The organism is Streptomyces sp. NBC_00005, assembly GCF_045160215.1.
Taxonomy (GTDB): Bacteria; Actinomycetota; Actinomycetes; order Streptomycetales; family Streptomycetaceae; genus Streptomyces.
Genome location: NZ_CP108316.1, coordinates 4,877,955 through 4,902,382 on the forward strand (window position 1 = coordinate 4,877,955; position 24,428 = coordinate 4,902,382).

23 protein-coding genes and 3 pseudogenes are annotated in these 24,428 nt (G+C 70.8%); 11 read left to right on the forward strand and 15 right to left on the reverse strand.

Annotated elements, in window-relative coordinates:
- Positions 1-218: 218 nt before the first annotated feature.
- Positions 219-854, forward strand: coding sequence for a hypothetical protein (locus tag OG303_RS22360; RefSeq protein WP_405870355.1), 636 nt, complete (start codon positions 219-221; stop codon positions 852-854).
- A 73-nt stretch (positions 855-927) separates the two neighbouring features.
- Here the strand turns inward: OG303_RS22360 and OG303_RS22365 are convergent.
- Both OG303_RS22365 and OG303_RS22370 read right to left on the reverse strand, forming a co-directional pair.
- A pseudogene (locus tag OG303_RS22365) lies at positions 928-1,263 on the reverse strand (site-specific integrase); the annotation flags it as partial.
- A 17-nt stretch (positions 1,264-1,280) separates the two neighbouring features.
- Positions 1,281-1,394, reverse strand: a pseudogene (locus OG303_RS22370) (YdcF family protein); the annotation flags it as partial.
- 294 nt (positions 1,395-1,688) lie between these two features.
- On the opposite strand from OG303_RS22370, the gene OG303_RS22375 reads away from it, so the two are divergent.
- Entirely contained in the window at positions 1,689-3,002 is a 1,314-nt protein-coding gene (locus OG303_RS22375) for a cation:proton antiporter (RefSeq protein ID WP_405870356.1), read from the forward strand.
- Between the two features lie 111 nt (positions 3,003-3,113).
- Here the strand turns inward: OG303_RS22375 and OG303_RS22380 are convergent, their stop codons facing one another.
- From OG303_RS22380 to OG303_RS22395, 4 genes and pseudogenes are all read right to left on the reverse strand, one after another.
- Positions 3,114-3,746, reverse strand: a complete 633-nt coding sequence (locus OG303_RS22380) for a hypothetical protein (protein WP_405870357.1) — start codon at positions 3,744-3,746, stop codon at positions 3,114-3,116.
- A 123-nt stretch (positions 3,747-3,869) separates the two neighbouring features.
- Entirely contained in the window at positions 3,870-4,490 is a 621-nt protein-coding gene (locus tag OG303_RS22385) for a hypothetical protein (protein ID WP_405870358.1), read from the reverse strand.
- A gap of 538 nt (positions 4,491-5,028) precedes the next feature.
- Entirely contained in the window at positions 5,029-7,017 is a 1,989-nt protein-coding gene (locus OG303_RS22390; protein WP_405870359.1) for a WD40 repeat domain-containing protein, read from the reverse strand.
- Positions 7,018-7,567: 550 nt separating this feature from the next.
- Positions 7,568-8,770: pseudogene (locus tag OG303_RS22395) on the reverse strand (helix-turn-helix domain-containing protein); the annotation flags it as partial.
- A gap of 491 nt (positions 8,771-9,261) precedes the next feature.
- Between OG303_RS22395 and OG303_RS22400 the strand changes: the two are divergent.
- Positions 9,262-9,423 carry a hypothetical protein gene (locus OG303_RS22400; protein ID WP_405870361.1) on the forward strand — a complete coding sequence of 54 codons (162 nt, stop codon included), beginning with the start codon at positions 9,262-9,264 and terminating at the stop codon, positions 9,421-9,423.
- Positions 9,424-9,453: 30 nt separating this feature from the next.
- Here the strand turns inward: OG303_RS22400 and OG303_RS22405 are convergent, their stop codons facing one another.
- The 5 genes from OG303_RS22405 to OG303_RS22425 all read right to left on the reverse strand — a co-directional run bounded on the left by OG303_RS22405 (position 9,454) and on the right by OG303_RS22425 (position 14,087).
- Complete coding sequence (locus tag OG303_RS22405; protein ID WP_405870362.1) at positions 9,454-9,972, reverse strand: DUF3515 family protein; 519 nt, start codon at positions 9,970-9,972, stop codon at positions 9,454-9,456.
- Between the two features lie 172 nt (positions 9,973-10,144).
- Positions 10,145-11,584 (reverse strand): ATP-binding protein, encoded by a 1,440-nt coding sequence (locus tag OG303_RS22410; RefSeq protein ID WP_405870364.1) that lies wholly within the window; start codon positions 11,582-11,584, stop codon positions 10,145-10,147.
- Positions 11,585-12,295: a response regulator transcription factor gene (locus tag OG303_RS22415; protein ID WP_405877420.1), complete on the reverse strand. Its 711-nt coding sequence runs from the start codon at positions 12,293-12,295 to the stop codon at positions 11,585-11,587. It abuts the gene before it with no gap.
- Between the two features lie 128 nt (positions 12,296-12,423).
- On the reverse strand, positions 12,424-13,005 hold the full coding sequence (locus OG303_RS22420; RefSeq protein WP_405870365.1) for an FMN reductase: 582 nt from the start codon (positions 13,003-13,005) through the stop codon (positions 12,424-12,426).
- Positions 13,002-14,087, reverse strand: a complete 1,086-nt coding sequence (locus OG303_RS22425; protein WP_405870366.1) for an LLM class flavin-dependent oxidoreductase — start codon at positions 14,085-14,087, stop codon at positions 13,002-13,004. Before OG303_RS22425 ends, OG303_RS22420 begins: the two co-directional genes overlap by 4 nt.
- Before the next feature lie 105 nt (positions 14,088-14,192).
- Between OG303_RS22425 and OG303_RS22430 the strand changes: the two genes are divergently transcribed.
- Positions 14,193-15,008: a DUF6597 domain-containing transcriptional factor gene (locus tag OG303_RS22430; protein WP_405870367.1), complete on the forward strand. Its 816-nt coding sequence runs from the start codon at positions 14,193-14,195 to the stop codon at positions 15,006-15,008.
- Positions 15,009-15,175: 167 nt separating this feature from the next.
- Positions 15,176-16,594: an MFS transporter gene (locus OG303_RS22435; protein ID WP_405870368.1), complete on the forward strand. Its 1,419-nt coding sequence runs from the start codon at positions 15,176-15,178 to the stop codon at positions 16,592-16,594.
- 11 nt (positions 16,595-16,605) lie between these two features.
- On the opposite strand, the gene OG303_RS22440 is transcribed toward OG303_RS22435, so the two are convergent.
- Positions 16,606-17,496: an NADP-dependent oxidoreductase gene (locus tag OG303_RS22440; protein ID WP_405870369.1), complete on the reverse strand. Its 891-nt coding sequence runs from the start codon at positions 17,494-17,496 to the stop codon at positions 16,606-16,608.
- A gap of 136 nt (positions 17,497-17,632) precedes the next feature.
- Between OG303_RS22440 and OG303_RS22445 the strand changes: the two genes are divergently transcribed.
- A complete protein-coding gene (locus tag OG303_RS22445) occupies positions 17,633-18,040 on the forward strand; it encodes a winged helix-turn-helix transcriptional regulator (RefSeq protein WP_405870370.1) in 408 nt (135 codons plus the stop codon).
- 185 nt (positions 18,041-18,225) lie between these two features.
- Here OG303_RS22445 and OG303_RS22450 read toward each other — a convergent pair whose 3' ends face one another.
- Complete coding sequence (locus OG303_RS22450; protein WP_405870371.1) at positions 18,226-18,699, reverse strand: MarR family winged helix-turn-helix transcriptional regulator; 474 nt, start codon at positions 18,697-18,699, stop codon at positions 18,226-18,228.
- 85 nt (positions 18,700-18,784) lie between these two features.
- The gene (locus tag OG303_RS22455; protein ID WP_405870372.1) at positions 18,785-19,261 is read right to left on the reverse strand and encodes a hypothetical protein; all 477 of its coding nucleotides are present in this window, start codon (positions 19,259-19,261) and stop codon (positions 18,785-18,787) included.
- A 102-nt stretch (positions 19,262-19,363) separates the two neighbouring features.
- On the opposite strand from OG303_RS22455, the gene OG303_RS22460 reads away from it, so the two are divergent.
- The 5 genes from OG303_RS22460 to OG303_RS22480 all read left to right on the forward strand — a co-directional run bounded on the left by OG303_RS22460 (position 19,364) and on the right by OG303_RS22480 (position 22,978).
- A complete protein-coding gene (locus OG303_RS22460; RefSeq protein WP_405870373.1) occupies positions 19,364-19,702 on the forward strand; it encodes a YnfA family protein in 339 nt (112 codons plus the stop codon).
- Between the two features lie 62 nt (positions 19,703-19,764).
- Positions 19,765-20,541, forward strand: a complete 777-nt coding sequence (locus OG303_RS22465; RefSeq protein ID WP_405870374.1) for an SDR family NAD(P)-dependent oxidoreductase — start codon at positions 19,765-19,767, stop codon at positions 20,539-20,541.
- Positions 20,541-20,693 (forward strand): hypothetical protein, encoded by a 153-nt coding sequence (locus OG303_RS22470; RefSeq protein WP_405870375.1) that lies wholly within the window; start codon positions 20,541-20,543, stop codon positions 20,691-20,693. Before OG303_RS22465 ends, OG303_RS22470 begins: the two co-directional genes overlap by 1 nt.
- 43 nt (positions 20,694-20,736) lie before the next feature.
- The gene (locus OG303_RS22475) at positions 20,737-22,002 is read left to right on the forward strand and encodes a GNAT family N-acetyltransferase (RefSeq protein ID WP_405870377.1); all 1,266 of its coding nucleotides are present in this window, start codon (positions 20,737-20,739) and stop codon (positions 22,000-22,002) included.
- 175 nt (positions 22,003-22,177) lie between these two features.
- Positions 22,178-22,978 carry a hypothetical protein gene (locus OG303_RS22480; protein ID WP_405870379.1) on the forward strand — a complete coding sequence of 267 codons (801 nt, stop codon included), beginning with the start codon at positions 22,178-22,180 and terminating at the stop codon, positions 22,976-22,978.
- A 51-nt stretch (positions 22,979-23,029) separates the two neighbouring features.
- Here OG303_RS22480 and OG303_RS22485 read toward each other — a convergent pair whose 3' ends face one another.
- Positions 23,030-24,223, reverse strand: coding sequence for an RtcB family protein (locus OG303_RS22485; RefSeq protein WP_405870381.1), 1,194 nt, complete (start codon positions 24,221-24,223; stop codon positions 23,030-23,032).
- Between the last annotated feature and the right edge of the window lie 205 nt (positions 24,224-24,428).

Genomic DNA, 24,428 nt, shown 5'->3' on the forward strand with positions numbered 1-24,428 from the left:
TCTGCGAAACTGGGGCCTGATACACACAGCTCATACGGCCCCGGCGTACGTATTGGAGTACGGATGGGTGTACAGAGGCTTGTTCAGAGGCTGCGAAGATCCTGCGGACAGGTGTTTCACCGCACGTTTCGGCGGGCGGCCGTGGGGGAGGTCACTGACACGATGATCGGGTTGCGCGGCGGGGGCCACGCGTCCTAGAAAAGCAGTCGGGTGGAGATATGCATCGCGGTGGCGGACTGGGCGAGGGGACTGACGACCTGGGTCCTCGACGTGCCCAACGAGGCAGGCACCGACGCGAGGCGGAGGAGGCCGAAGCCCGTCAGACGCAGGGTGCATCGAGCGAGCCCGAGCAGATCGACCGGCGGATCGACCGCCGGGGCGACCCGCTCCGGGCGGGGAGCAGGAATGGTGGTCGGGTGGGGGTGACGTACAAGTACTTCGGCGCGCCGGACGGCGCGACCGCGGCCCGCGTCCCGATCTCGATGCGCCCCGAGGAACTCGGCGGCGACGAGCTCGGCATGAACGGCATGTTCACCAAGATCAAGCCGGAGACGATGGCGGCGATGGTGCTGACGGGCATCGAAGGCGTCCCCCTCAACAAGGTCCCGCCCCTCGAACTGGTCGTCCTGCACCCCGACTACGCGGTGGTCAAGCTCCCCATGACGGTCGTCGACCCCCTGCGCGGCATAGGCGAGGAGGCGGTGGGCGCGGCAGCGTTCATCTGGTCGACGGTGCCGGACCGGGGCGGCCCTCGGGATGCGTTCAACGTGTACCAACTGCTGCACGAATGGCAGGACTTCAGCCATCGGCTGCATGAGGCGGGGCATCAGCCTTATTGCCTTGTCTGGCCCTGAACTGGGGTTTCACTGGTAGCGGGCGGGGTCTTCGGACCTCGCCCTTTTTGGTGCCGGAGAGGGGCCGTCGGACGGCCAGGGCACATTGGGGGCACATGGGTTTGACTGGGGGCACTGGTGTGCCCTGTGCGGCGGGCGGGTCGCCGTCCTCTTCCGCCTCGCCTTCCGTCTCGCCTTCCGCCTCGGCTTCCGTTTCCGTGAAGGAGTCGTCGATCGCCTTGCGGGTGCGGGTCTCGCTGGACGGCAGCAGGTGCGTGTACGTCCGCAGCGTGAAGCCCGGGTGCGAGTGGCCGAGGTACTCGGAGAGCGCCTTGCTGCTCTCCCCCGCGTCCAGGGGTACGGAGGCGTAGGCGGGCCGGAGGGCGTGCATGCAGGTTCGGCTGGTGGATCGCGCATACCCCGCCGCTCGCCCCGAATCGGCGTGTATCAGCTGTTGATGAAGCGGCTGTCGAACCCGGCGCGCAGAAGTCGCTCGTAAGCGTCATACACATCCCCCGGTACGTTCTGTTCGACGGCGAAGCCGAGCTTCGGGTACTCGATCGTCGACACCCCGAGCGAGATGCGCATGCACATGGCCCGCCAGTAGCCGTCCCTCACACGTGGGGTGCGGATCCGCTCTGTCGGCCGTGACAGCGCCGGCTGGTCCGGAGCGAGTGCCGCCGTTCCACTGCCCGGCGGCACAACCCGGCGTGTCCTCGTCGGCTTCGGCGGGCAGTCCTTCGCCGACCTGTAGAAGGAGGCCATCGGCGCGTACACGCGGAAGGGCGGCGCTGCCGCAGGGGCGCAGGAGTCGACAGTCTGCCGGCGTTCGGCGGGGAACCGGAGGGCCGGAACATGAGCGGTGGCGGCTGGGCCGTTGTGGCGGTGGCGGGCGTCACCGCCGCGTACGCACTGGTTTCGCGTCGACTGTCCTCGACGCCCCTGTCGTCGGCGATCGTGTTCGTCGGCGCCGGGATCCTCATCGGGCCGGCCGTGCTCGACCTCGTCGACCTGGAGCGCGACCCCGCGCCGATCATCGCGCTCCTCGAAGCCGCCCTGACGCTCGTCCTGTTCACGGATGCCATGACGATCCGCAGACGGGACCTGCGGACCGGCGGCTTTCTGCCCGGCCGCCTGCTGGGCATCGGACTGCCGCTGAGCATCGGGGCGGGCTGGCTGCTTGCCTGGCCTCTGCTGCCGGGGCTGACGGTGTGGGAACTCGCACTCGTCGGCGCCATCCTCGCCCCCACCGACGCCGCCCTCGGAAAGACCGCCATCTCCGATCCCCGCGTCCCGGCACTCGTACGGCACGGGCTGAACGTCGAAAGCGGCCTGAACGACGGCATGGTGCTGCCCTTCTTCGTCCTGTTCCTGGCAGCCATCCCGGGCACGCACTACGCGGAAGAGGGCGTGGCGGGTGTCTTCTGGCGCGCCCTGGTGCTGAGCACCGCGCTGGGTCTGCTGGTCGGTGGCCTCGGCGGTCGACTGATGCAGTGGTCCCGGGCCAGGGGATGGGTCACGCGGGAGTGGCGGCAGGTCTACCTGCTGGCTGTCGCGGTCGCGTCGTACGAAGTCGCCGTCGTGACGGACGGCAGCGGCTTCATCGCCGCCTGGGTCGCCGGATTCGCCTTCGGGTTCGCCCTGCGCCGTTACCGGACCGGCGTCGAGAAGGAAGACCCGGACCGCACGGCCGAGTTCGCCGAGAATCTGGGCGCACTCCTGGCGTCGATCAGCCTTCTGGTCTTCGGGGCGGTGCTGCTCGGTCCTGCGCTGGAGCACCTGAGCTGGCGGATCATCCTGTACGCGGTGCTCAGCCTCACCGTCGTCAGGATGCTGCCGGTCGCTCTCTCGCTCGCCGGGAGCAGGCTGCGGCCGCCCACGGTGGCGTACATCGGGTGGTTCGGGCCGCGCGGCCTCGCATCCGTCGTACTGGCGCTGCTCGTGGTCGAGGAACACGTCCCCGGAGTGGAACTGCTGGGCAGGGTGGTCGCGATCACCGTCGGCCTCAGCGTCCTCCTGCACGGGGTTTCGGCCGTGGTCCTCGCCGAGCGGTATGGGCGCTGGTACGAGAAGACCGCGGCCGCCACCCGCGACCTGCGCGAGAGCACACCCGTACCCGTGAGCCCCGTGCGCCGCAGGCTCGGTCCCCCGGACAAGTCCGAGATGTGAGGCGGCACCCCTGAGCCACACCGCAGCACGGCATTGCGGCCTGGCTCAGCCGTCTGCGTCCAGCAGCCGGCGCAACTCGATCTCAAGCCACTGGCCTGGTCTGCCCTGAGCTCACTGGCCGGCGGGCAGTTTCGCGGTGATGGAGCGAGCCACCTGGACCAGCTTGTCGTCCGACGCGGTGGTCGGCGGTGTCGAGGTGTCCGCCGTGGTCGCAAAGGTCAGCACCCAGGTTCCGGCTCCCGAGTGCCACACGACGAAGGTGATGTGCTGCCGCGCCTGTATCTGGTAGCTGGTCTCCCGGAAGGCCTGCCGGCCCAGGTTGCTCACCGGGTCGACCCGCACGTCGCGCATCCCGGCCGAGGCCGGGTTCGCGCTCAGGTCGTGGGCGGCGGAGAGTTCGGCGTCGTAGGTGCGGGAGGCCGGGGTGAGGGCCAGCGTCGATGTTCCGTCGGCGGCGGCGTAACTGCAGCCGTCCGGGGCGTCACCCTTGTTGGGGCTGACCCGGGTCTGGAGCCGAGGGTCGGCGATGAGCTGCTTGGCAGCGCCCGTGGTCAGGGCGGTGCACAGGCGGGATGGTGGCAGCGTCTTCATCGAACCGGCGGAGCTGGTGGCAGTGACGGGAGCGGTGGTGCCACCGGCAGCCGAGGGCGTGGAGTGGGTTGTGGCGCTGCAGGCGGTCAGCGCAGCGACCGCGAACACCGCGATCGAACCGGCGGCGGCACGGAAGAAGCGACGCTCCATCATGGGATCAGGTCCTGTTTGTCGGGATCAATGCGGGAAGTGTTCGAGAGCCGAAAGGCGCCCCGCCGGCCGGCGGGGCGCCTCAGCGGACCGGTCACGACCGGACGCGGTCACGACCCGGCAGGGTCACGAATAGACGTTGTACGTCCCGTAGTCCCTGACGCTCAGATTGGTCGTCCAGGTGCCGAAACGCTCGTTGGGCGACCAGGTGTACTGCCACGCCTTGCCGTTCGGCCTGGTCGGGCTCGGCAGGCAGGACTTCCCGGTGGAGTGGTAGATGCCTTGGTAGACGCCCTTCGTCCAGCGACGCTCCACGACCTGGATCGGCTGGGCGTACTGACCCGGCTTCAGGTTGGTCGTGAAGGTGTACGAGGTGGTGGTGGAGCCGGTGCGGTCGTACGAGGGAGTGAGCTCGTCGAACAGCTTGCCGACGTAGGGGATCGGGACCTTGATGCTGAGGCCGATCGAGGCCTTCCAGCCCGTCGTCTTCGCTTGCTGCCACGCGTAGGAGCAGCTGGGAACGTTCGTGGGGCACCTGAACGTGGGGCCCCGCCAGATCCAGTCCTGCCAGGTGTTGGACGCCCACTGCGTGGTCACCGACTGCGTCTGGTGGTCCATCGAGGAGTTGCCGGCGATATCAGTCTGAGAACTGTCCGCATTCTGCAGGCACTCCGTGCTGGCCGCCGAGGCGACGCCGGGGGACGCCATCACCACCAGTGGGGCCAGCCCCAGCGTCAGCAGCCCCACCCACTTGCTCCTTGTCAGGCTCTTCCTCCGTGCAGCAACGGAACCCCCACTGCTGTGCGCGCCGCCGTTGATCGTCACCCTTGTCTCCTCTGTGCTTTCGGTACCGTTCGGCCGGATCGAGTGAACTGTTTTCGGGGAGGCGATCGTCAGCAGAGCGCGGGCGGGAGCCGGCACAGCCGTGTGCCGGAGGTTGCGCCCGAGCAGCTTCATGAACGTTCCCCTGATCGTGCGCCGGCAGCGTGTGCCCGGCGTCTGACACCGAGATTCGCCGCCGCCAAGTTGTTCGGACAGCCGTCCCACGAGGGCAATCAATTGCCGGACTCGCCTCTACGGCATCGATTCCGGGGAGCCGACGGGATCGCCGTCGGCTGCCCGCCCGACTCACTGACCGGGGAGTGCAGCGAAGCGGGGTAATCACACTTTTGGGGACGCCGATTTGTTTCTCAATGCAGGTCAGAGGCGTAAACAACCCAATCGGGGCCGGACGGCGGAGATGTCACCGCGTGGTCACATGCCAGACATCCGGGACCGCGGGATCTCACTGCTGGTGGCGGCCGTGGCCTTTCCTGCCGGTGCTCCGGTCGCCTTTCCGGGCTTCGGACGATCGGTCTTCCGTGGCGCTGGGGTGCGCTTCGGGAGACGACGTGCCGGGAGACGACGTATCGGTGACACGCCCGCCGGACTTCTCGGGTTCGTGCACACGCCCGCCGGACTTCTCGGATTCGTGCACACGCCTGCCGGACTTCTCGGAAGTGTGCGTCGATGCGGCGGTGCACGACGGCGCCGGAGTCGCGTCCTTGCCGGCCTCCGGGCCCGAGTCGACGGTGCCGGGCAGGTCACAGAGGCGCCGGTAGGGCACATCGGGGAGATACGTCCGCCATTCGGAGACGGTCAGCGTCGTCCCCGTCCGTGCACAGAGCCGGGTGACGATCGACGCGGGGTCTATGGCGTACCGCTGGACGGGGACATGCCGGCTGCTCGCGTGGACGGAACGCCCGTCGGGGCCGAAGGCCACGGATCGGATCGCGTCACCCGGGGTGTCGAGGGCGCCGCCGAGGGGCTGGCGCCCCGCGACGTCCCAGAGGCGCAGGTCACCTGAGCCGTAACCCACCGCGAGGGTGCGGCCGTCGGGGCTGAAGGCGAGGGCGGTGACCCTGGCGCCGAGGGCTCCGACGGCGGCCGGGATGACGGCCTCCCTGCGGCGTTCCGTACGGCCGCGCCAGACGGTGACACTGCCGAAGGCACCGCCCGTGGCCAGATGAACGCCGTCCGGGCTGAGGGCGACGACGTCCGCGTCGTCGCCCCGGGCGAGTGGTACGCCGGTGTCCCAGCCGAAGGGCAGGGCCGTGGCCGGGCCGGCGAAACCGGAGGCCAGGACGGACTTGAGCGTTGTGGCCAGGGCGTCCGGCCGGTCGGTTCGCGTTCCGCGGACGGTGTTCCACACCTCGCCGGTGAGTGAGCCGTCCGAGGTCGCCCGGGAGAGCAGCAGTTTCCGGCCGCCCGGGGTGAGCGCGATCGAGCGGACGGCGGACGGCCCGCGCGGGTGGAGTGATGCCCGGGTCCGGTGGCCGGGCACATCCCATACGACGAACCGGGCGGCGGACGCCTCCGGGGCCGCGATGCCGTAGGCGAAGGCTGCGCTGTCGGGGCTGAAGGTCATGAGGGGTACGGCGTCCCCGGCCGGGGTTCGTCCGGGTGCCGCAAGTAAGGGCAGTGCCGGCGGTCGGGCGACGATTCGGCCGGTCCCGGTGTCGCGCAGGCGGAACCGGTAGCGGTCGCCATGCCGTTCGGCGGTGGCCAGCAGGCGCCCGTCGGGGCTGAGCAACTCGTGCTCCAGTGGCCGGTCGAGCCACTGGGAGGTGAGGGACACCGAGAGGTCGAGGGAGTGGACGGTGCCGCCGGTCAGGTAGCGCAGGGTCGGGGTGTCGGGGTCCCAGGCGAGGCCGGTGACGGGCCCGTCGGCCAAGGGGTGCCGGAGCACCGGTGCTTCGGGTGCCGATAGGCGCCAGACCGTGGTGGCGTCCTGCGCGGCCGCGGCCAGGAACCTCCCGTCCGGGGTGAGGGCGAGGTGGGCGGCGCCCGGTTGGGCGATGTCCGCGAGCTGTCGGCCCGACGCGGTGTCCCAGACACGGATGCGCGTGGCCGAGACCGCGGCGAACCGCGTCCCGTTCCGGTCGAACGCGAGGGACGCGGACGAGCAGTCCACCGCCGACGAGTCCTGCCAGCCGCCCGGGACGGTGCGGTGGCGGACGAGGTCCCGCAGCACGAGCGGCCGGTCCTGCGTGCAGACGGCTGCCACCCGGGCGTCCGCGCTCGGGATCACGGCATCGGCCGCGGCCGTATCGAACAGCGGCCGGTCGTCCGCGAGTGCGCGAGACTGCGTCGGCTGCCTCGGCTGCGTCGTAGGGTCCGGGCCGTTCAGGACTTGGCTCACCGCATGGTGGTCGCCACTGCCGTCCCCCAGCCGTCCGGAACCGGTACGGCGGTGCGTGGCCACGTCCCAGGCCGTCCACCTGCCGTCGGCCACGCTGAGCAGGGTGCGTCCGGAGTCGGTGAGGAAGTCCTGGGTGTCGTCGGTCTGCCCGGGATCGGTGAAGACGTCCCGCTCGGGTTCGGCCAGCGCGTCGAGCAGGGCCGCGCGGCTCTCGGGCAGCGGGGCGAGCCGCCAGGCGGCGATGGAGAGCAGCGTCCTGGTGCCGGGGGTTGCCGACCTGTTCGCGGTAGACGAGGCCGGCGGCCCGGCGGGCCCCGGCGAGGGTGCGCTCCTGCTCGGCCACGCCGCTCGCGTGCCAGGCGATCTGACCGGCGACGAGTGCCCCGCCGATGACGCAGGAGAGCGCCACGACGAGGGTCCGTATGCGGCGCCGCATGCGGGCGGCCGTCCAGCGTTCCATGCAGTGGTCCACGCGCGAGGCACCGAGGAAGGCACGCTCCCGGGCCGTCAGATCGTCGTCGTTCCGCTCCCGGGCGAAGAACTCGTCGGCCGCGACGAGGCGGACTCCCCGGTACAGGTCACCGGGATCGCGGCCGTGCTCCTGCCAGATGCGGGCGGCCTCGGTGAGGTGCCGGTGCAGGCGCAGCCGTTCGCGGTTCTCCTCGATCCATCCCTGCAGCCGGGGCCAGCCGGTGATCAGGGCCTCGTGGGCGAGTTCCACGTTCTCCTCGTCCACCGTGACGAGCCGGGCGCGGGCGAGCCGTTCGAGGACGACGGGCACCTCGGGGTCCGGCCATTCGCGCAGATCGGCGCGCCGGACCGGGCGTCTGCCGTCGGGGGTGCCGTCGCCGGGGGCGACGAGTGCCAGCAGGAGCCGCCCGGCGGTGTCCGTCTGGTCGGGGGACAGGCAGCCGTACACCTCCTCGGCCGCCGTGGCGATCGCCCCGTGGACGCCGCCCGCCTCCTCGTAGGCGGCCAGCGTCAGCACTCCGCTGCGCCGTCGGCGCCAGGTCTCCCGCAGGGCGTGGGAGAGCATCGGCAGCGCGCCGGGCTGGTCGTGGACCTCCTCGACGATGCGCGCCGTCAGCTCGCGCTCCACCCGCAGGCCGGCCGCCGTGGCCGGTTTGACGACCGCGTCCCGCAGTTCGGTCCGCGTCATGGGGGTCACCGTCAAGGCGGTGTGCCGCAGTGCCTCGGCAAGGCCGGGGTGTTCCACGCACCGGCCGTGGAAGGTGGCGCCCACCGCGATGACCACGCGCAGTTCGCCGGCGGGATCCTGGGCGGCGAGCAACTGGTCGACGAACCGCCAGCGTTCGGCGCGGTCCCGGCAGAGCGTGAAGATCTCCTCGAACTGGTCCACCACGACCACGCGGTGCGGTCCGTCCCGCCCCGGGGCCAGCAGCCGTCCGTGCGTGGCCGCGGGCCGCGCGCCCGGCGTGATCAGGCGGAGCTCGGCGTCGCAGCCCGCTTCGTCCACGACGGTCTCCAGCCGGGGCAGCACTCCGGCTCGCAGGAGCGAGGACTTGCCGCTGCCGGACGCGCCGAGCAGCACCGCGAACCGGTGCTCCTTCATCAGCTTCACCGCGTCCTCGGCCAGCTCGTCCCGGCCGAAGAACAGCTCCCGGTCCCCCGGTTCGAACCTCGCCAGTCCCTGGTACGGCGACTCTCCTTCGCCCGCGCCGCACGCCGCCGCCTCCTCGGCCGCGGCCCGCAACCGGCTCTCCCAGACGTCCGGGTCCGCCCCGCAGGCCTGCGCGTACGCGCGCACCACCGCCACCGACGGCAGTCGTTCGCCGGAGGCCGCCCGTGACAGCGCGGCCACCGAGAGACGGGCCCGTTCGGACATCGTCCGGTACGACGGGGAGCCGGCCCGCGTGCGCAGTGACCGCAGCTCATGGGCGAGGCGCTGAACGGGCCCCGCCTCGGGGTCGACGGGTCTCTCGGGACGCCCACGCTGCCGCGTCACAGGTGCCCCCTCGCATCGCTCGGCAGGATCATTTGAAGATCACTTTCAACGCACCAGGCCCGCGAGTATGTCATGACATCTTGAGAGTTAAAAGAATCGATGGTGAAGCAGGTGCAAATCAGCCATGCTCCGATCGGGCCCGGCAGAGGCCCCGCCGAGATGCGCGAAGTCGCGTACGCGAAGCCGATGTCGAGGTCGAGGTCGTGACGGCTGAGCCCTGCGCGACGGGCAACGGGCAACGGATGCCGGGCCAGGGTGGAGCGGGCTACACCCTGTTCGGGGAGCGCACTCTCTCGTGACGCAAGGCGGGCGACGGGATCGTTGGTCTCGCCAGGCCAACGATCCCAACGGTTCGAAGAGGAGCGTCTGAGATGCCGCACACCACCACCGCAGCGACCCCCAAGTCCCGTCGCCGGCCGACCCCCACCGCCGCAGACGCGAAGCGACCGACCTCGAACACCACCACCGTCATGCCGCTCTGGCAGGCCCTGGCCGTGCTCTTCGCCCCGACGGACGGTGGCGTACGACCGTGAGCGAGGAAGACCGCCCGTCCGCCCCGACCGTCAGCCGGCGGCCGGGGCGGCCACGTCGTCGTCGCCGATGCACTTCGCGTGCTGCGCGACCGGGCTCACCGCCCTGCTCATCTCCACCAGCACGTCGTCCGTGCCGGCGACCCGGTCGGAGATCACGACCTCGACGGCGGGGTCGCGGCCGTACGTGACGAGGACCTTGCGGCCGTCGCCCGGCTTCGCGGGCCGCCACACCCAGTCCACGCCGTCGACGCTCACGCACGGGTCGGTCGTCGCTGCGGGCGGCTCGACCCCGCAGCGCGCGGTCACCGTGCCGCCGCCCCAGACGCCGACCCCGGGCAGCGCGGCGTCGTCGCGCCGCTGCCCGCCGAGGCCGTCCGGATACGCCCGCGTGATCCGAGCGCACTGCGGTGTGCCGCCGTCCGCCGCGGCCTCGACCCCGCCGACCGGCGCGTTCACCTCACGCACCACGAGAACGCCCCCGACGACGAGCCCGGCACCGCCCAGCGCGACGGCGACCCGAACCCGGCGAGCACGTAAAACGCCCTGCACAGGCCTGTTCCTTCCCCCTGCGGCCGACCTCCGACGTCCTGCCGGCCTTCCGGCCAAGTCTCCCACCAGGGGTCCCGCGGCCCCCGCCGGCCCCTCCCCCGACCGGCGCTCGCGGTCCTGCCCGGACAGGCCCCAACGCCCCATCGCGTACCACCGACCCGCACAAGCCCCCTCACCCCCCGTCGCGTCCCCCGCCCGCGGGCACCCCGCCCACCGTGAACCCGATCACCGAGCCGCCCCCGTCCCGCAGCAGGGCGAACGGTGCTCCGCCGTGTGCCATCGCCACCTCGCGCACGATGGACAGGCCGAGCCCGGAGCCGGGCAGGGAACGCGCGTCGGCGGCGCGGTAGAAGCGGTCGAAGACGCGGACCAGGTCGCAGTCGGCGATTCCGGGGCCGCGGTCGAGGACCTCGACGCGGACCGTGCCGGGCCGGGCGGGTCCGGAGACGGCGATCTCGATGGGGCCCGTGCCGTCGCGGTCGAACTTGGCGGCGTTCTCAACGAGGTTGGAGATCGCGCGCTGCAGCATCCCCGGGCGGCCGTCGGTCGTCGTGTCGCCGCTCGCGCGGACCGTGACCTCCCGGCCGACGCGGCGCCGGGCCAGCCCCGCGACGTCCTCGGCGATGTCGGCGAGGTCGACGCGCTGCGGCGGCTCGGTGTCCGACTGGCCGGCCGCCAGGTCCACCAACTCGTTCACCAGGTCGGTCAGTTCGCGCGCTTCTTGGCTCAGGTCCGCGACCAGGTCGACGCGGGTGGCCGGGGGCAGTTCGTCGATCCGGCGCAGGAGGGAGATGTTCGTACGCAGGGAGGTGAGCGGTGTGCGCAGTTCGTGCCCGGCGTCCTGGACCAGACGGCGCTGGTCCTCCTCTGACTGGGCGAGGCGGCCCAGCATGCGGTCGAAGGCGCGGCCGAGGCGGCCCACCTCGTCGTAGCCGGTGACGGGCACCTCGATGCCGAGCCGGCGGGTGCGGGCGACGTCCTCCGCGGCCGAGGTCAGGATGATCAGCCGGCGGGTGATGCGCCGGGCCAGCCACCAGCCGAACAGGCCGGCGGCGGTGACCACGGCGACCATCAGGATCAGCGTGCGCTGCTGCAGCGCCCGCAGCAGATCCTCGGTGTCGCTGAACTCCTGCGCGACCTGCACCGCGCCCCGCCCGTCGCCGAGTGAGACGGTGGCGACGCGGTAGACGTCCTCGGCGACGTCGACGTCCTTGTGCTCGACCATCCTCCCGGAGGTCCTCGCGGCCGCGACCGACCGGTCGGCGGCGGTGATCGGCAGCCCCGGCCTGCCGGGATCGACGACCTTGCCGTCCGGTCCCAGTACCTGCACGTCCGTACGGGCGGGCCGCACGATGTCGTGCCCCGGCGCCGAGGAGGAGAAGTCGTCCGTCGTCATCCGGTGCGTGCGCACCTCGTCCCGCAGGTCCTGCACGACCTGGTCGAACACGGACTCCTGGTCGACGCGGACCAGCCGGGCCGCGGCACTGTACGACAGGACGCCGACGAGGATCGTGACGGCCGCGGTGACCGTCGCGAACGACACCGCGAACGTGGTGCGCAGGGAGACCAGCCCGGGCCGCCGTCTGGCCAGCAGCCGCCGGAGCCGGCCCACTCAGTCCTCCCGCAGCACGTAACCCACACCGCGCACCGTGTGGATCAGCGCCGGCGCGCCCGGCTCGTCGAGCTTGCGGCGCAGATAGCCGACGTACACGGCGAGGTTCTTGGAACCGGGCCCGAAGTCGTAGCCCCAGATGCGGTCGTAGATGGTGGAGTGGTCGAGGACGATGCCCGCGTTGCGGACCAGGAGCTCCAGCAGTTCGAACTCCGTGCGGGTCAGCTCCAGCTCGCGCTCCCCGCGCCAGGCGCGCCGTGCCTGCACGTCCATGCGCAGACCGGCGGCCTCGATCTGCCGGTCGGAGCCCTGCGGCTGCTCCTTCGGTACGCCGACCGGGGCCGTCACGAGGTCCGGGCTCGTCCGGCGCAGCAGTGCACGCAGCCGCGCGAAGACCTCCTCGACGTCGAACGGCTTGACCACGTAGTCGTCGGCACCCGCGTCCAGGCCCGCGATGCGGTCCGCGGTCTCGACGAGCGCGGTGAGCATGAGGATCGGGGTGCGGTCGCCCTCGGCGCGCAGCACGCGGCAGACCTGGAGCCCGTCGATGCCGGGCATCATCACGTCCAGGAGCAGCACGTCCGGCGGCGTCCGGTGGGCCTGCGCCAGCGCCTCGACGCCGTCGGCGACTGCGGTCACCTGGTAGCCCTCCAGACTCAGGGCCCGCTCCAGGGCGTGACGGATGGCGCGGTCGTCTTCGGCGAGCAGCACAGTTTGGGGCACCACCCCAGTCTGCCAAGGTCCCGGAGTCCTACGACGTGATGAGCAGCTCACCCGGGGCCCTTCTTACTGGCCTCTCACCCCGGAGGCGCAACCAAGGCCGGGCCCCTACCGTCCTCTCACCCTGCGGCCCGCAGCGCGGCGAGCCGCTCCTCGAAGGGCACGAACCCGGGTTCCGCCCTCTTCGCGGTGCTCCCCGTCAGCAGCCCCGCCAGCTCCTGGGCAGCCCGCTCGATCCGCCCGTCCAGGCCCTCGGCGCCCCAGTCCTCCGAGGCGGCGTAGACACCGGTCGGGGCGACCACGGCCCGCAGGTGGGCGAAGAGCGGGCGCAGCGCGTGGTCGAGCACCAGCGAGTGCCGGGCCGTACCGCCGGTCGCGGCGATCAGCACCGGCTTGCCCACCAGCGCGTCCTTGTCGAGCACGTCGAAGAAGGACTTGAACAGACCGCTGTACGACGCCGAGAACACGGGGGTGACGACGATCAGCCCGTCGGCCTCCGTGACGGAGTCGATCGCGGCGGACAGCGCCCGCCCGGGGAAGCCGTTGGTGAAGTGGTGCGCGATCTCCACGGCGAGCTCGCGCAGCTCGACGACCTGGACGTCGACCGGGGCCTGCCGGCCCACCGCGGCGGCCAGCCGGTCCGCCAGCAGCCTCGTGGAGGACGGGACACTCAGCCCCGCCGACACGACGACGAGCCTCATCGGACGGTCACCTCCTGGGCCTTGAGCAGGGACGCGTGGTCCGGCGCCTCGGGCACGTCCGCCGGCCGCCCCTTGGCGAACTCCTCGCGCAGCACCGGTACGACCTCCTCGCCCAGCATGTCGATCTGCTCCAGCACGGTCTTGAGCGGCAGCCCGGCGTGGTCCACCAGGAACAGCTGCCGCTGGTAGTCCCCGGCGTACTCCCGGAAGGCAAGCGTCTTCTCGATCACCTGCTGCGGGGAGCCGACGGTCAGCGGCGTCTGGTCCGTGAAGTCCTCCAGTGACGGCCCGTGCCCGTACACCGGCGCGTTGTCGAAGTACGGCCGGAACTCCCGCACCGCTTCCTGCGAGTTGCGCCGCATGAAGACCTGCCCGCCCAGCCCCACGATCGCCTGCTCGGCCGTGCCGTGGCCGTAGTGCGCGTACCGGGCCCGGTAGAGCTCGACCATCCGCTTGGTGTGGTCGGCCGGCCAGAAGATGTTGTTGTGGAAGAAGCCGTCGCCGTAGTACGCGGCCTGCTCGGCGATCTCGGGCGAGCGGATCGATCCGTGCCAGACGAAGGGCGGGACGCCGTCCAGCGGCCGGGGCGTCGAGGTGAAGCCCTGCAGCGGGGTGCGGAACTTCCCCTCCCAGTCCACGACGTCCTCGCGCCACAGCCGGTGCAGCAGCGCGTAGTTCTCGACGGCGAGGTTGATGCCCTGCCGGATGTCCTGCCCGAACCAGGGGTAGACCGGGCCGGTGTTCCCGCGCCCCATCATCAGGTCCACCCGCCCGTCGGCCAGGTGCTGGAGCATCGCGAAGTCCTCGGCGATCTTCACCGGGTCGTTGGTGGTGATGAGCGTGGTGGAGGTGGAGAGGATCAGCCTCTCCGTCTGCGCGGCGATGTAGCCGAGCATGGTGGTCGGCGAGGACGGCACGAACGGCGGGTTGTGGTGCTCGCCGGTGGCGAAGACGTCGAGCCCGGCCTCCTCGGCCTTCAGCGCGATGGCGACCATGGCCTTGATGCGCTCGCGCTCGCTCGGCGTACGGCCGGTCGTCGGGTCCGGCGTGACATCGCCGACGCTGAAGATCCCGAACTGCATGGTCGCTCTACCTCCAAGTTGTTTACTGTTCAACTATAGCGGTTCAACCATCACCCCTCGCCCCCTATTCCGGCGATTGTCAGTGCCCCGTCCTACGATCCAAAGATGGCCGCCCCACGCCGTGACAACCGAGGCATCGTCGGCGCCGCGGAGTTCCTCGCGCGCGTGGACTTCCGCCGCCCCGAGCCCGCCGAGGCCCTGCGCCGCCACGTGGAGCACTACTGGCTGATCGACTGGGACCTCCGTGAGCCGTACGTCTCCCACGTGGTCCCGCACCCTTCGGTGCACATCGTCTTCCAGCAGTTCGAGGGGCAGGCCCCCTTCGTCGAACTCGCCGGCATCCAACTCGGCCTGTTCACGCAGAAGCTGGAGGGACGGGGCCGGGTGTGCGGCATCAAATTCCGGCCGGGCGGCTTCCGCCCCTTCGCACCCGGGCAGGCCGTGAGCGAGTGGACGGGCCGACGCGTCCACTCCCCCGAGACCTTCCCCACGGCGGACCTCGAGGCCGTCCTCGACCCCGACGACGAGGGCGCCCGCATCGCCGCCCTGGACGCGTTCCTGCTCGGCCTCGCCCCGCATCCCGACCCCCAGGCCGACCTGGCGACGACCCTGGTCGACCGCATCCGCACCGACCGCACGATCCGTCGCGTCGGTGACTTCGCCCGCTCCGAGGGGATGTCCGTACGACTCCTGCAGCGCCTGTTCGCCGGGTACGTCGGCGTGGGCCCCAAGTGGGTCGTCCTGCGCTACCGCATCCACGAGGCACTGGAGCGCGCCGAGACCGAGAAGGACGTCGACTGGGCGGGCCTGGCCGCCGACCTCGGCTATGCCGACCAGGCCCATCTGATACGGGACTTCACGGCGACGGTGGGCGTGCCGCCGACCGCGTACGCCACCGATCCGACGGCTTCGGGCACGTGAGAGGAACGTCGGGGACGTGAGGCGGACGTCGGGGACGTGAGACGGACGTCGAGGGCATGACGGGAACGCGAGGGGCCGGGCGCACGGCGTCCGCGCTCCGCTCACGCTGACGGTCACCCGGCGATATCCCCTTGACGGCCGGCGGCTCGCTCCGGATATTTATCTGCGTGACGCAGATTCTTCGTAACGCAAGAGAAAACCCGCCCCTGCCCGCCCGCGCCCGCTGGGCCGTCCTCGCCGTCGTCCTCGCCGCCGACGTCCTCGACCTCCTCGACGCCACGATCACCAACATCGCCGCACCCACCATCAGCCGGGACCTCGGCGGCGGCGCGAGCCTCGTCCAGTGGCTCGGCGCCTCCTACGCCCTCGCGCTCGGCGTGCTGCTGGTGCCCGGCGGACGGCTCGGCGACAAGTACGGGCGCCGGAGGCTGTTCCTGACCGGACTCGCCGGCTTCGTCGCCGCCTCGCTGGCCTGCGGACTGGCCCCCAGCCCCGCGTTCCTGGTCGTCGCCCGCCTCACCCAGGGCGCCTTCGGTGCCCTCGTCATCCCGCAGGGCTTCGGCATCCTCGGCACGACCTGGCCGCGCGAGGAGATCGGCAAGGCGTTCAGCCTGTTCGGGCCCGTGATGGGCCTGTCCGCGGTCGGCGGCCCGATCCTCGCCGGTTTCCTGGTCGACGCGGACCTCGCGGGCCTCGGCTGGCGCTCGATGTTCCTGATCAACCTGCTGCTGGGCGGAGCCGCCCTGCTCGCCGCCGCCCGTCTGCTCCCCCGCGACACCGGCGACCCGTCCGTCTCCGTCGACGTCGTGGGCTCCGCGCTGCTCGCCGGCGCCATGCTCGGCCTGCTCGGCGGGCTCATCGACGGCTCGGCGGCCGGCTGGAGCCTCCGCCCACTCGCCCTGCTCCTGCTGGGCCTCGCCCTGTTCGCCGGCTTCTGCCACCGTCAGCGCACGGCCGCCGAGCCCCTGATCCGCCCGAGCCTCCTCCACAACCGCGGCTTCACCTCGGGCCTGATCCTCGGCGTCCTCGCCTTCGCCGCGGTCGCCGGACTCCTCTACGTCGTCTCCCTCTACCTCCAGCAGGGCCTCGGCCGCTCCCCCGCCGGCACCGCGCTCGGCCTGATCCCGCTGTCCGCGGGCATCGTGGTCGCGTCCATCGCCTGCTACCGGCTGATCCACACCCACGGACGGCGGCTCGTCGTCGCGGGACTGCTGATCATCCTGGCGGGCTGCGGCTGTCTGGCCGTACTCGCCAACGGGGCCGCCCAGCCCGGCAGTTGGGCCCTCGTCCCGCCCCTCCTCCTCACCGGCCTCGGCATGGGCACCTGCTTCGGCACCGTCTACGACGTCACCATCGGCGACATCGCCCCCGAGGAGGCGGGCAGCGCGAGCGGCTCCCTCAACGCGGTCCAGCAGCTGGCCAACGCGACCGGAGCTGCGGCCGTGACCACGGTGTACTTCAAGGCCGTCGACGGCGGCGAGACCCACGCCCTGCTCGCGAGCCTCGCCGTGGTCGCCGCGGCCGTCGCCCTGTGCCTGCCCCTCGTACGACTGCTGCCGCGCAAGGCGCAGGAAGCGCAGCACTGAGGGGTGCGTCGCTACGGGACGAGGACCAGCCGGCCGCGCACCCCGCCCTCCGCGAGGCGGGCGTGCGCCTTGGCCGCCTCGTCCAGGGCGTACGTCTCGGCCACCCGCAGCGTCAGCACCCCCTCGTCCACCAGCGCCGCCAGTTCGGCCAGCCGCGCCCCGTCCGCGCTCACCTCGACCGCGCCGGTCCGCACCCCGCGCACCGAGGCCGGAGCCGCCTGCGGGATGACACCGATGTAGGCGCCGCCGTCCCGCACCCACTCCAGGGCCGTCTCGCCGAGAAACGCCGTGTCCAGCACGGCATCGAAGCCGCCCGGCTGCACGCCACCGGATGCGAAGTGCGCGGCCCCCAGGGACCGTACGAGCTCCTCGTCCGTCTCCCTGGCCAGCGCGGTCACCGAAATCCCGCGGTGGGCGGCGAGTTGGACGGCGAAGCCGCCGACCGCCCCGGCCGCACCCGAGATCAGGAGCGACTGCCCCTGCGACAACTCCAGCAGATCCAGGGCCTGTACGGCGGCCAGGGCGTTCAGCGGCAGCGTCGCCGCGTGCACGGCGTCGACCGTGGCCGGCGCCTTGGCCACCGCGTCCGTCTCCACGACGACGTACTCGGCATGCGTGCCCAGCGGCCTCACCATGCCGGGATCCAGCGCCACCACCTCGTCGCCGACGCTCCAGGCGGTGGCCACCCCCGTCGCGTCCACGGTCCCGGCGACATCCCAGCCGAGCCCGATCCGCTTGCCCGCACCCCCGAAGACGCCCTGGCGCACCCCGGCGTCCACCGGGTTCAGCGTCGCCGCCGCGACCTTGATCCGCACCTGCCGGGCGGCCGGCTCCGGCAGCTCGGCCTCCACGACCTCCACGGCCTCCGGCCCGCCGAACGTCGTCACCACTGCAGCACGCATGACTCTCAGCTCCCACTGAATCCGATGGCAGATTGTCCGCTGGGGCTATCCCCTCAGCTGCCTACAACCCTAGGAAGAGCTACTATCTATTCGGAAGTAGTTACCTGAGAGTGCGTACATACCCCGGAGGTGAGCCATGGCGACCAGGACGGCGGCCCAACGGCGCGAGCAGGCGCGCGTCGAGTACGACGCGTTCCTCAAGGCCTGCCCCACCAACCATCTCCTGGACCGCCTCAGCGACAAGTGGGTCAGCCTCGTCCTCGCCGCCCTCTCCACCGGCCCGATGCGCTACAGCGACCTCGGCCGCAAGATCGCGGGCGTCAGCCCCAAGATGCTGACGCAGACGCTGCGTTCACTGGAACGCGACGGCATCCTCACCCGCACGGTCACCCCGTCCGTCCCGGTCCGCGTCGACTACGACCTCACCGAACTGGGCAGCAGCCTCGCCCAGTTGATGACCGCGGTGAAGGCATGGGCGGAAACCCACTTCGACGAGGTACACGAGGCACGGGAGCGGTACGACACGGAGAACCAGAACGCCTAGGTGTGCCGTCCGGACAGGCACTAGGGCCCTTCTGATGGATCTCCGTGGAAGAAGGAGCGGCGTTCGGTGCGTGCGATCGGCGTGCGGCGTGGAGGGTCATGTGGCGGAGCCACCTGGCCCTTCGCGCCGTGCGGTGAGCGTGCGTGCCGAACGCCGCGACGCCGCGGAGATCCATCAGAAGGGCCCTAGACCTCGCCCGACCTCAGCCGCACGATCTGCACCGCGCTGAAGTCCACCGTCCGCCTCATGTGCCGCACGATCGTGGCGAGTTCGGCATCGTCCAGCTCGTCGAAGAGCGCGGACCACCCACCGCCCAGCCGGTCCCACATCCGCCCGAACTCGGCAATCCGCTCCGGCACGGTCGCCACCAGCACCCGCCGCCGGTCGCCCGCGTCCCGCTCCCGTACGACGTAACCCGCCTTCTCCAGCCGGTCCACCAGCCGCGTCGCCGACCCCGTCGTCAACCCCGTCATCTCGGCGATCCGGCCCGTCGTCACCGGCCCGCCCTCCAGCGTCAGCAGGTTCAGACACTGCAGATCGGTGGGGTGCAGCCCCAGGTGATCGGCCACGGCCTGGTTGAAGAGGGCGTACGCGGCCATGTAGCGACGCGAGACACCCGACAGCTCGTCGAGCAGCCGCTCCCGCGCGTTCCCGGCCATCCCCTGCTCCTCCTCGTCCACACCGTGCGGAGATCGTACGACGCAGCCGCCGCACCCCCTCCGGAAGCAGTACGCGTCCCCGGTCCTAGAAGTAGTACTCGTCACCCGTGTCGAGAACGAGCACCCGCTGGTGATCGTTCTGCCGGTTGCGGTCGACGGAGCCCCCGCTCCACGCCGTGTCCGTCTCCAGCAGCACCTCCGACGGCGCGCCCCGCAGCAGCACCCGCAGCCTGACGGGACGGCCCAGGTCGTCCGCGGCCAGCGCCCCCACCTCACACAGCACCGCCTGCGCCCCCGAGCGCGCACACCCGGCCGGCAGCACCTGCCCGTACGCCAGCGGCGCCGACCAGCGCAACCGCACCGTCGCGTCCGGCACCGCGGACGGCCCGTGATTGCGCGGCGTGAACCGCACATCCACCCGGCCGCCCGCCAGGGAGACGGCACCGTGATAGGCCAGATCGGCCTCGGGACCGGCCCCGGCCGCACCGGCGGGCGCAGCCACCGCCCCCAGCGCCGCCAGCCCGGCACCACCCACCGCAAGAATCCGCAACCTCCGCCGCATACCGCCACTCCTCACTCCACGTGGACGTACGGATGCATCCCACGCGGAGCGACCCGGCAGGCGCCGTCCATCAGGTGACAGCACGCATGCCAGGCTGCGCACATGCTCATCGCCCGGTCCGCCGCCCTCTTCGTCGTCGCCGCCCTCTTCGAGATCGGCGGCGCCTGGCTGGTCTGGCAGGGCGTGCGCGAGCACCGCGGCTGGCTGTGGGCGGCCGGCGGTGTGCTGGCCCTCGGCGCCTACGGCTTCGTCGCCACCTTCCAGCCCGACGCCCACTTCGGCCGCATCCTCGCCGCCTACGGCGGGATCTTCGTGGCCGGCTCGATCCTGTGGGGCATGGTCGCGGACGGCTACCGCCCCGACCGCTGGGACGTGACGGGCGCGCTGATCTGCCTCGCCGGCATGGCAGTGATCATGTGGGCGCCACGGGGCGGCAACTGACCCGCCTATCCTTGACGGAAACCGATCGCACACAGCGTTCGAACCCGTCCGAGGAGCAGCCCATGGCCACCGCCGCACCGTCCGCCGCCTCCCGCATCGCCGTCGTCACCGGTGCGAGCAGCGGAATCGGCGCCGCCACGGCCCGGCAACTGGCCGCGGCGGGCTACCGCGTCGTCCTCACCGCCCGCCGCAAGGACCGTATCGAGGCCCTCGCGGAGGAGATCAACGCCGCGGGCCACTCGGCGGCCGCGTACCAGCTGGACGTGACGGACCGCGCGGCGGTCGACGAGTTCGCGACGGCCTTCAAGACGATCGGCGTGCTCGTCAACAACGCGGGCGGCGCGCTCGGCGCCGACCCGGTGGCCACCGGCGACCCGGCCGACTGGCGCACGATGTACGAGACGAACGTCCTCGGCACCCTGAACATCACCCAGGCCCTGCTCCCGAAGCTCATCGCGAGCGGCGACGGCACGGTGGTCGTCGTCTCCTCCACCGCCGGCCACGGCACCTACGAGGGCGGCGCCGGCTACGTCGCCGCCAAGCACGGCACCCACGTCCTCGCCGAAACCCTCCGCCTGGAGATCGTCGGCCAGCCGGTCCGCGTCATCGAGATCGCCCCCGGCATGGTCAGGACCGACGAGTTCGCCCTCACCCGCTTCGGCGGCGACGAGGAGAAGGCGACCAAGGTCTACGAAGGCGTCGCCGAACCCCTCACCGCCGACGACGTGGCGGACACCATCACCTGGGCGGTGACCCGCCCCAGCCACGTCAACGTCGACCTCCTGGTCCTCCGCCCCCGCGCCCAGGCATCGAACACGAAGGTCCACAGGGAGCTGTGATGCCGGACGGGCCCGAACGGGAGGCAGAGCAACGACGCCTCGCCCTGGAGAAGAAACGCGAACGCTACGTCTGGTACTACCTCGCGTACTTCCTCTTCGGCATCCACATCGTGGCGTTCGTGATGATCTACGCGGTGCTGCACGCGAAGTAATCCACAGGTGCCGGCGGGCCGTGACCACATAAGGTCACAGCCTGTGGACAGACACCTGCCTTTCGACGCGCTGCACAACTTCCGCGACCTGGGCGGCTATACGACCCCCGACGGCCACCGGATCCGCCCCGGCCGCCTGTACCGCGCCGACTCGCTGGGCAAGCTGGCCGAGGGCACGGAGGACTGGGACCGCTTCCTCGCCCTCGGCATCCGCACGGTCATCGACCTGCGCCACCCCTGGGAGGCCGAGAGCAGCGGCCGTGCCCCGGCCCACCCGTCCTTCACGTACCACAACCTCAGCATCGAGCACCGCTCCTACAACCAGGCGGCACAGACCCCCGACGTCGATCCGGGCCCGTACCTGGCGAAGCGGTACATGGAGGTGGCGGCGGATGGGGTGAAGGAGATCCGCCGGGCCCTCGAACTGGTGGCGGCAGCGGCCGAATCGGCGGAACCCCTGGTCTTCCACTGCGCCTCGGGCAAGGACCGCACGGGCCAACTGGCGGCACTGATCCTGGGGTTGCTGGGCATCCCGGACGAGACCGTCATCGAGGACTACAGCCTCACGGAACTCGCGACCCCGGCCCTGCTGGCCGACTGGAAGGCGAGAAACAACGGCCACGAGCCGACGTGGCCGGGCTTCGGCCGGGCCCCGCAGTCGGTGATGCGGCTGTTCCTGGCATCCCTGACGGCCCGCTACGGCTCGACCGAGAACTACGTGAAGAACGAACTGTCCCTGGACGCAAAGGCGTTGGCGACAACCCTCCGCACGGCCCTCCTGGAACCCCACCCCACCACCTGGCCACCCCTGACCTACCGCAGAGCAACTCCGGCCGACGCCCCCACCCTCGTCCGCCTCCGCGACTCGTCCGCCCTCTGGCAACTGGCCCGCGGAATCGACCAGTGGCAGCCGGGCGAAAAGGACGAGACCCACTTCCGCACGCGCATGGAACAGGGCGAAGTCTGGCTGGCCCACGCAGGCCCCCACCTGGCAGGCGCCTGGGAACTCTGGTGGGACGACCAGGCCGCCTGGGGCCCCCGCCCCGCGGACGCGGGCTACATCCACCGCCTGATGACAACGCCCCACACGGCACCGCCGGGAACGGGCCGCGAGCTGCTGGCACGAGCGGAGTCCCGCATCCTCGCCACCGGCCGCCCCTACGCCCGCCTGGACTGCCTGGCCTCCAACCCCCGCCTGCGCGCGTACTACGAGTCGGCGGGCTACCGCGTCGTAGGCGAACAGCCCGCGAAGGACGGCGGGTTGGGCAGTCCGTACGCGGTGACGCTGCTGGAGAAGCGGCTCGTGTAACCCACAGGGGTGAACCGTCTCGATCACCCGCACGTCGCCCGAACTCGCGATCTAGGCTCGCGCCACAACATCAACTCGACGGCCCCCGCCGGGATGCCAGTCCCGGGCGAGGGCCTGACCAGCACGGAAGTGAGGCTTCCCTGTGGCTGATTGCGAGCTTAGCGCTCAGCACTTCATGGACCTGACGGTCCCCGAGTACGCGTACATGTTCGGCTTCTTGCAGGCGGACGGGCATCTGTACCAGGGCACCGGACAGAAGGGCCGTTTGAGTGTCGAACTCAACGCGCGGGACATTGATCTGCTCTACAGGTTCAAGAACCTGACTCCGTACAACAGCAGCGTCACGGAGCGGAGCCGGTCCACGAACTTCGCAGAGAACTATCACTCGGCGGTCTGGACCCTGTGCTCCCTCGAGGCCAGGACAAAGCTCAACGAGCTCGGTCTGCCTTACGGACGCAAGTCACGGACGATCACCCCACCACGCGTGGCATTCTCCCGCCGCGATTACCTTCGAGGCCTCATCGACGCTGACGGATCGGTCGGCTACACCGGTCCGGGTTGGCCCTTCGTCTCTCTGACCACATCGAGCACGGCCATCGGCGCCTACCTGTGCTCCTACGCACGGAAAATCACAGGAGCCGAACGCCTCATCAACCGCAACGCACGGGACGAGGTCTACAACATCTCGTACGAGAAGGAGACGGCACAGGCCCTGGTAGCCGACCTGTACTACCCGGGCTGCCTCTCTCTCGGCCGCAAACAGGTCAAGGCGGACGCGCTCGCCCGCTGGATCCGCCCGTTCGACATGCGCGTCGTGGACTCACGACGCCATTGGACCGCCCGGGATGACCAAGTGCTTCTTCAATCCGACGACATCCCGGCGGTGGCCGAGGAACTCGGACGCACGGAGAAGAGCTGCCGTGTTCGGCTATGGCGGCTCCGCAACAGCAAAATGATGATGCCGAGCGACGGTTAAGACGCAGCACTTGGGGCCCGGGCCGACAACGGCCTGGGCCCCTACCCCCTTCTAGCCCTTCACACAGACAATCTGCTTCAGCTTCGCCACGACCTCCACGAGGTCCCGCTGCTGGTCGATGACCTGCTCGATCGGCTTGTACGCGCCCGGGATCTCGTCCACGACGCCGGAGTCCTTGCGGCACTCCACGCCCCGCGTCTGCTCCTCCAGGTCCTTCGTCGAGAAGCGCCGCTTCGCCGCGTTGCGGCTCATGCGCCGACCCGCGCCGTGCGAGGCCGAGTTGAAGGCCTTCTCGTTGCCGAGACCCTTCACGATGTACGAACCCGTGCCCATGGAGCCTGGGATGATGCCGTATTCACCGGCCCTGGCACTGATCGCCCCCTTGCGCGTGACGAGCAGGTCCATGCCCTCGTAGCGCTCGCGGCTCACATAGTTGTGATGACAGCTCACCTCGGGGTCGAAGGCCACACGGGCCTTCTTGAACTCCTTGCGGACCACATCCTTGAAGAGCGCCATCATGATCGACCGGTTGTACTTGGCGTACTCCTGAGCCCAGTAGAGGTCGTTCTGGTAGGCCGCCATCTGCGGGGTGTCAGCTACGAAGACCGCGAGATCCCGGTCGATCAGTCCCTGATTCTGCGGAAGCTTCTGGGCCACACCGATGTGGTGCTCAGCCAGTTCCTTGCCGATGTTGCGGGAGCCGGAGTGGAGCATGAGCCACACCGAGTCGTGCATATCTATGCACAGCTCTGCAAAATGATTCCCCCCGCCGAGCGTCCCCATCTGCAAAGCCGCCCGCTCCCGCCGGAATTTCACGGCATCCGCCACCCCGTCGAACCGCCCCCAGAAGTCATCCCACCCCCCGGTGGCCAGCCCATGGAACCGCCCCGGCTCCACAGGGCTGTCATGCATCCCCCGCCCCACCGGAATAGCCTGCTCGATCTTCGACCGCAGCCGCGAAAGATCCCCCGGCAGGTCATTGGCGGTCAGCGACGTCTTCACGGCGGACATTCCGCAGCCGATGTCCACCCCCACCGCCGCAGGACACACAGCCCCCTGCATCGCGATGACCGACCCGACCGTGGCGCCCTTCCCGTAGTGCACGTCCGGCATCACGGCGAGGCCCTTGATCCACGGCAGGGTCGCGACGTTGCGGAGCTGCTGCAGGGCCACGTCCTCGACCGTGGTCGGGTCGGTCCACATGCGGATCGGGACCTTCGCGCCCGGCATCTCCACGTACGACATATCGTCCTCATTCCCCCGGAAAATCAACCAAAGTCTCAAATCGCAAAACCGGCGCCAAGGTCGATGAAAAAGGACAACGGACCGGCGTCCACGGCAGTGCGTGCGATACACATTGTCTCCAGGGGACGCCCCCGCGCGGCAAGCGATTAACCAGCGGGGACACTGAAGCAACGGCCATGGGGCCACCGTCGAGAGGAGCCTGACC

Bases quoted from the DNA above. Each gene is read 5' to 3' on its own strand.
- OG303_RS22360 (WP_405870355.1), top strand. From the start codon at position 219: ATGCATCGCGGTGGCGGACTGGGCGAGGGGACTGACGACCTGGGTCCT.
- OG303_RS22375 (WP_405870356.1), top strand. From the start codon at position 1,689: ATGAGCGGTGGCGGCTGGGCCGTTGTGGCGGTGGCGGGCGTCACCGCC.
- OG303_RS22380 (WP_405870357.1), bottom strand. From the start codon at position 3,746: ATGATGGAGCGTCGCTTCTTCCGTGCCGCCGCCGGTTCGATCGCGGTG.
- OG303_RS22400 (WP_405870361.1), top strand. From the start codon at position 9,262: ATGCCGCACACCACCACCGCAGCGACCCCCAAGTCCCGTCGCCGGCCG.
- OG303_RS22420 (WP_405870365.1), bottom strand. From the start codon at position 13,005: ATGAGGCTCGTCGTCGTGTCGGCGGGGCTGAGTGTCCCGTCCTCCACG.
- OG303_RS22425 (WP_405870366.1), bottom strand. From the start codon at position 14,087: ATGCAGTTCGGGATCTTCAGCGTCGGCGATGTCACGCCGGACCCGACG.
- OG303_RS22430 (WP_405870367.1), top strand. From the start codon at position 14,193: ATGGCCGCCCCACGCCGTGACAACCGAGGCATCGTCGGCGCCGCGGAG.
- OG303_RS22440 (WP_405870369.1), bottom strand. From the start codon at position 17,496: ATGCGTGCTGCAGTGGTGACGACGTTCGGCGGGCCGGAGGCCGTGGAG.
- OG303_RS22445 (WP_405870370.1), top strand. From the start codon at position 17,633: ATGGCGACCAGGACGGCGGCCCAACGGCGCGAGCAGGCGCGCGTCGAG.
- OG303_RS22450 (WP_405870371.1), bottom strand. From the start codon at position 18,699: ATGGCCGGGAACGCGCGGGAGCGGCTGCTCGACGAGCTGTCGGGTGTC.
- OG303_RS22455 (WP_405870372.1), bottom strand. From the start codon at position 19,261: ATGCGGCGGAGGTTGCGGATTCTTGCGGTGGGTGGTGCCGGGCTGGCG.
- OG303_RS22460 (WP_405870373.1), top strand. From the start codon at position 19,364: ATGCTCATCGCCCGGTCCGCCGCCCTCTTCGTCGTCGCCGCCCTCTTC.
- OG303_RS22465 (WP_405870374.1), top strand. From the start codon at position 19,765: ATGGCCACCGCCGCACCGTCCGCCGCCTCCCGCATCGCCGTCGTCACC.
- OG303_RS22470 (WP_405870375.1), top strand. From the start codon at position 20,541: ATGCCGGACGGGCCCGAACGGGAGGCAGAGCAACGACGCCTCGCCCTG.
- OG303_RS22480 (WP_405870379.1), top strand. From the start codon at position 22,178: ATGGACCTGACGGTCCCCGAGTACGCGTACATGTTCGGCTTCTTGCAG.
- OG303_RS22485 (WP_405870381.1), bottom strand. From the start codon at position 24,223: ATGTCGTACGTGGAGATGCCGGGCGCGAAGGTCCCGATCCGCATGTGG.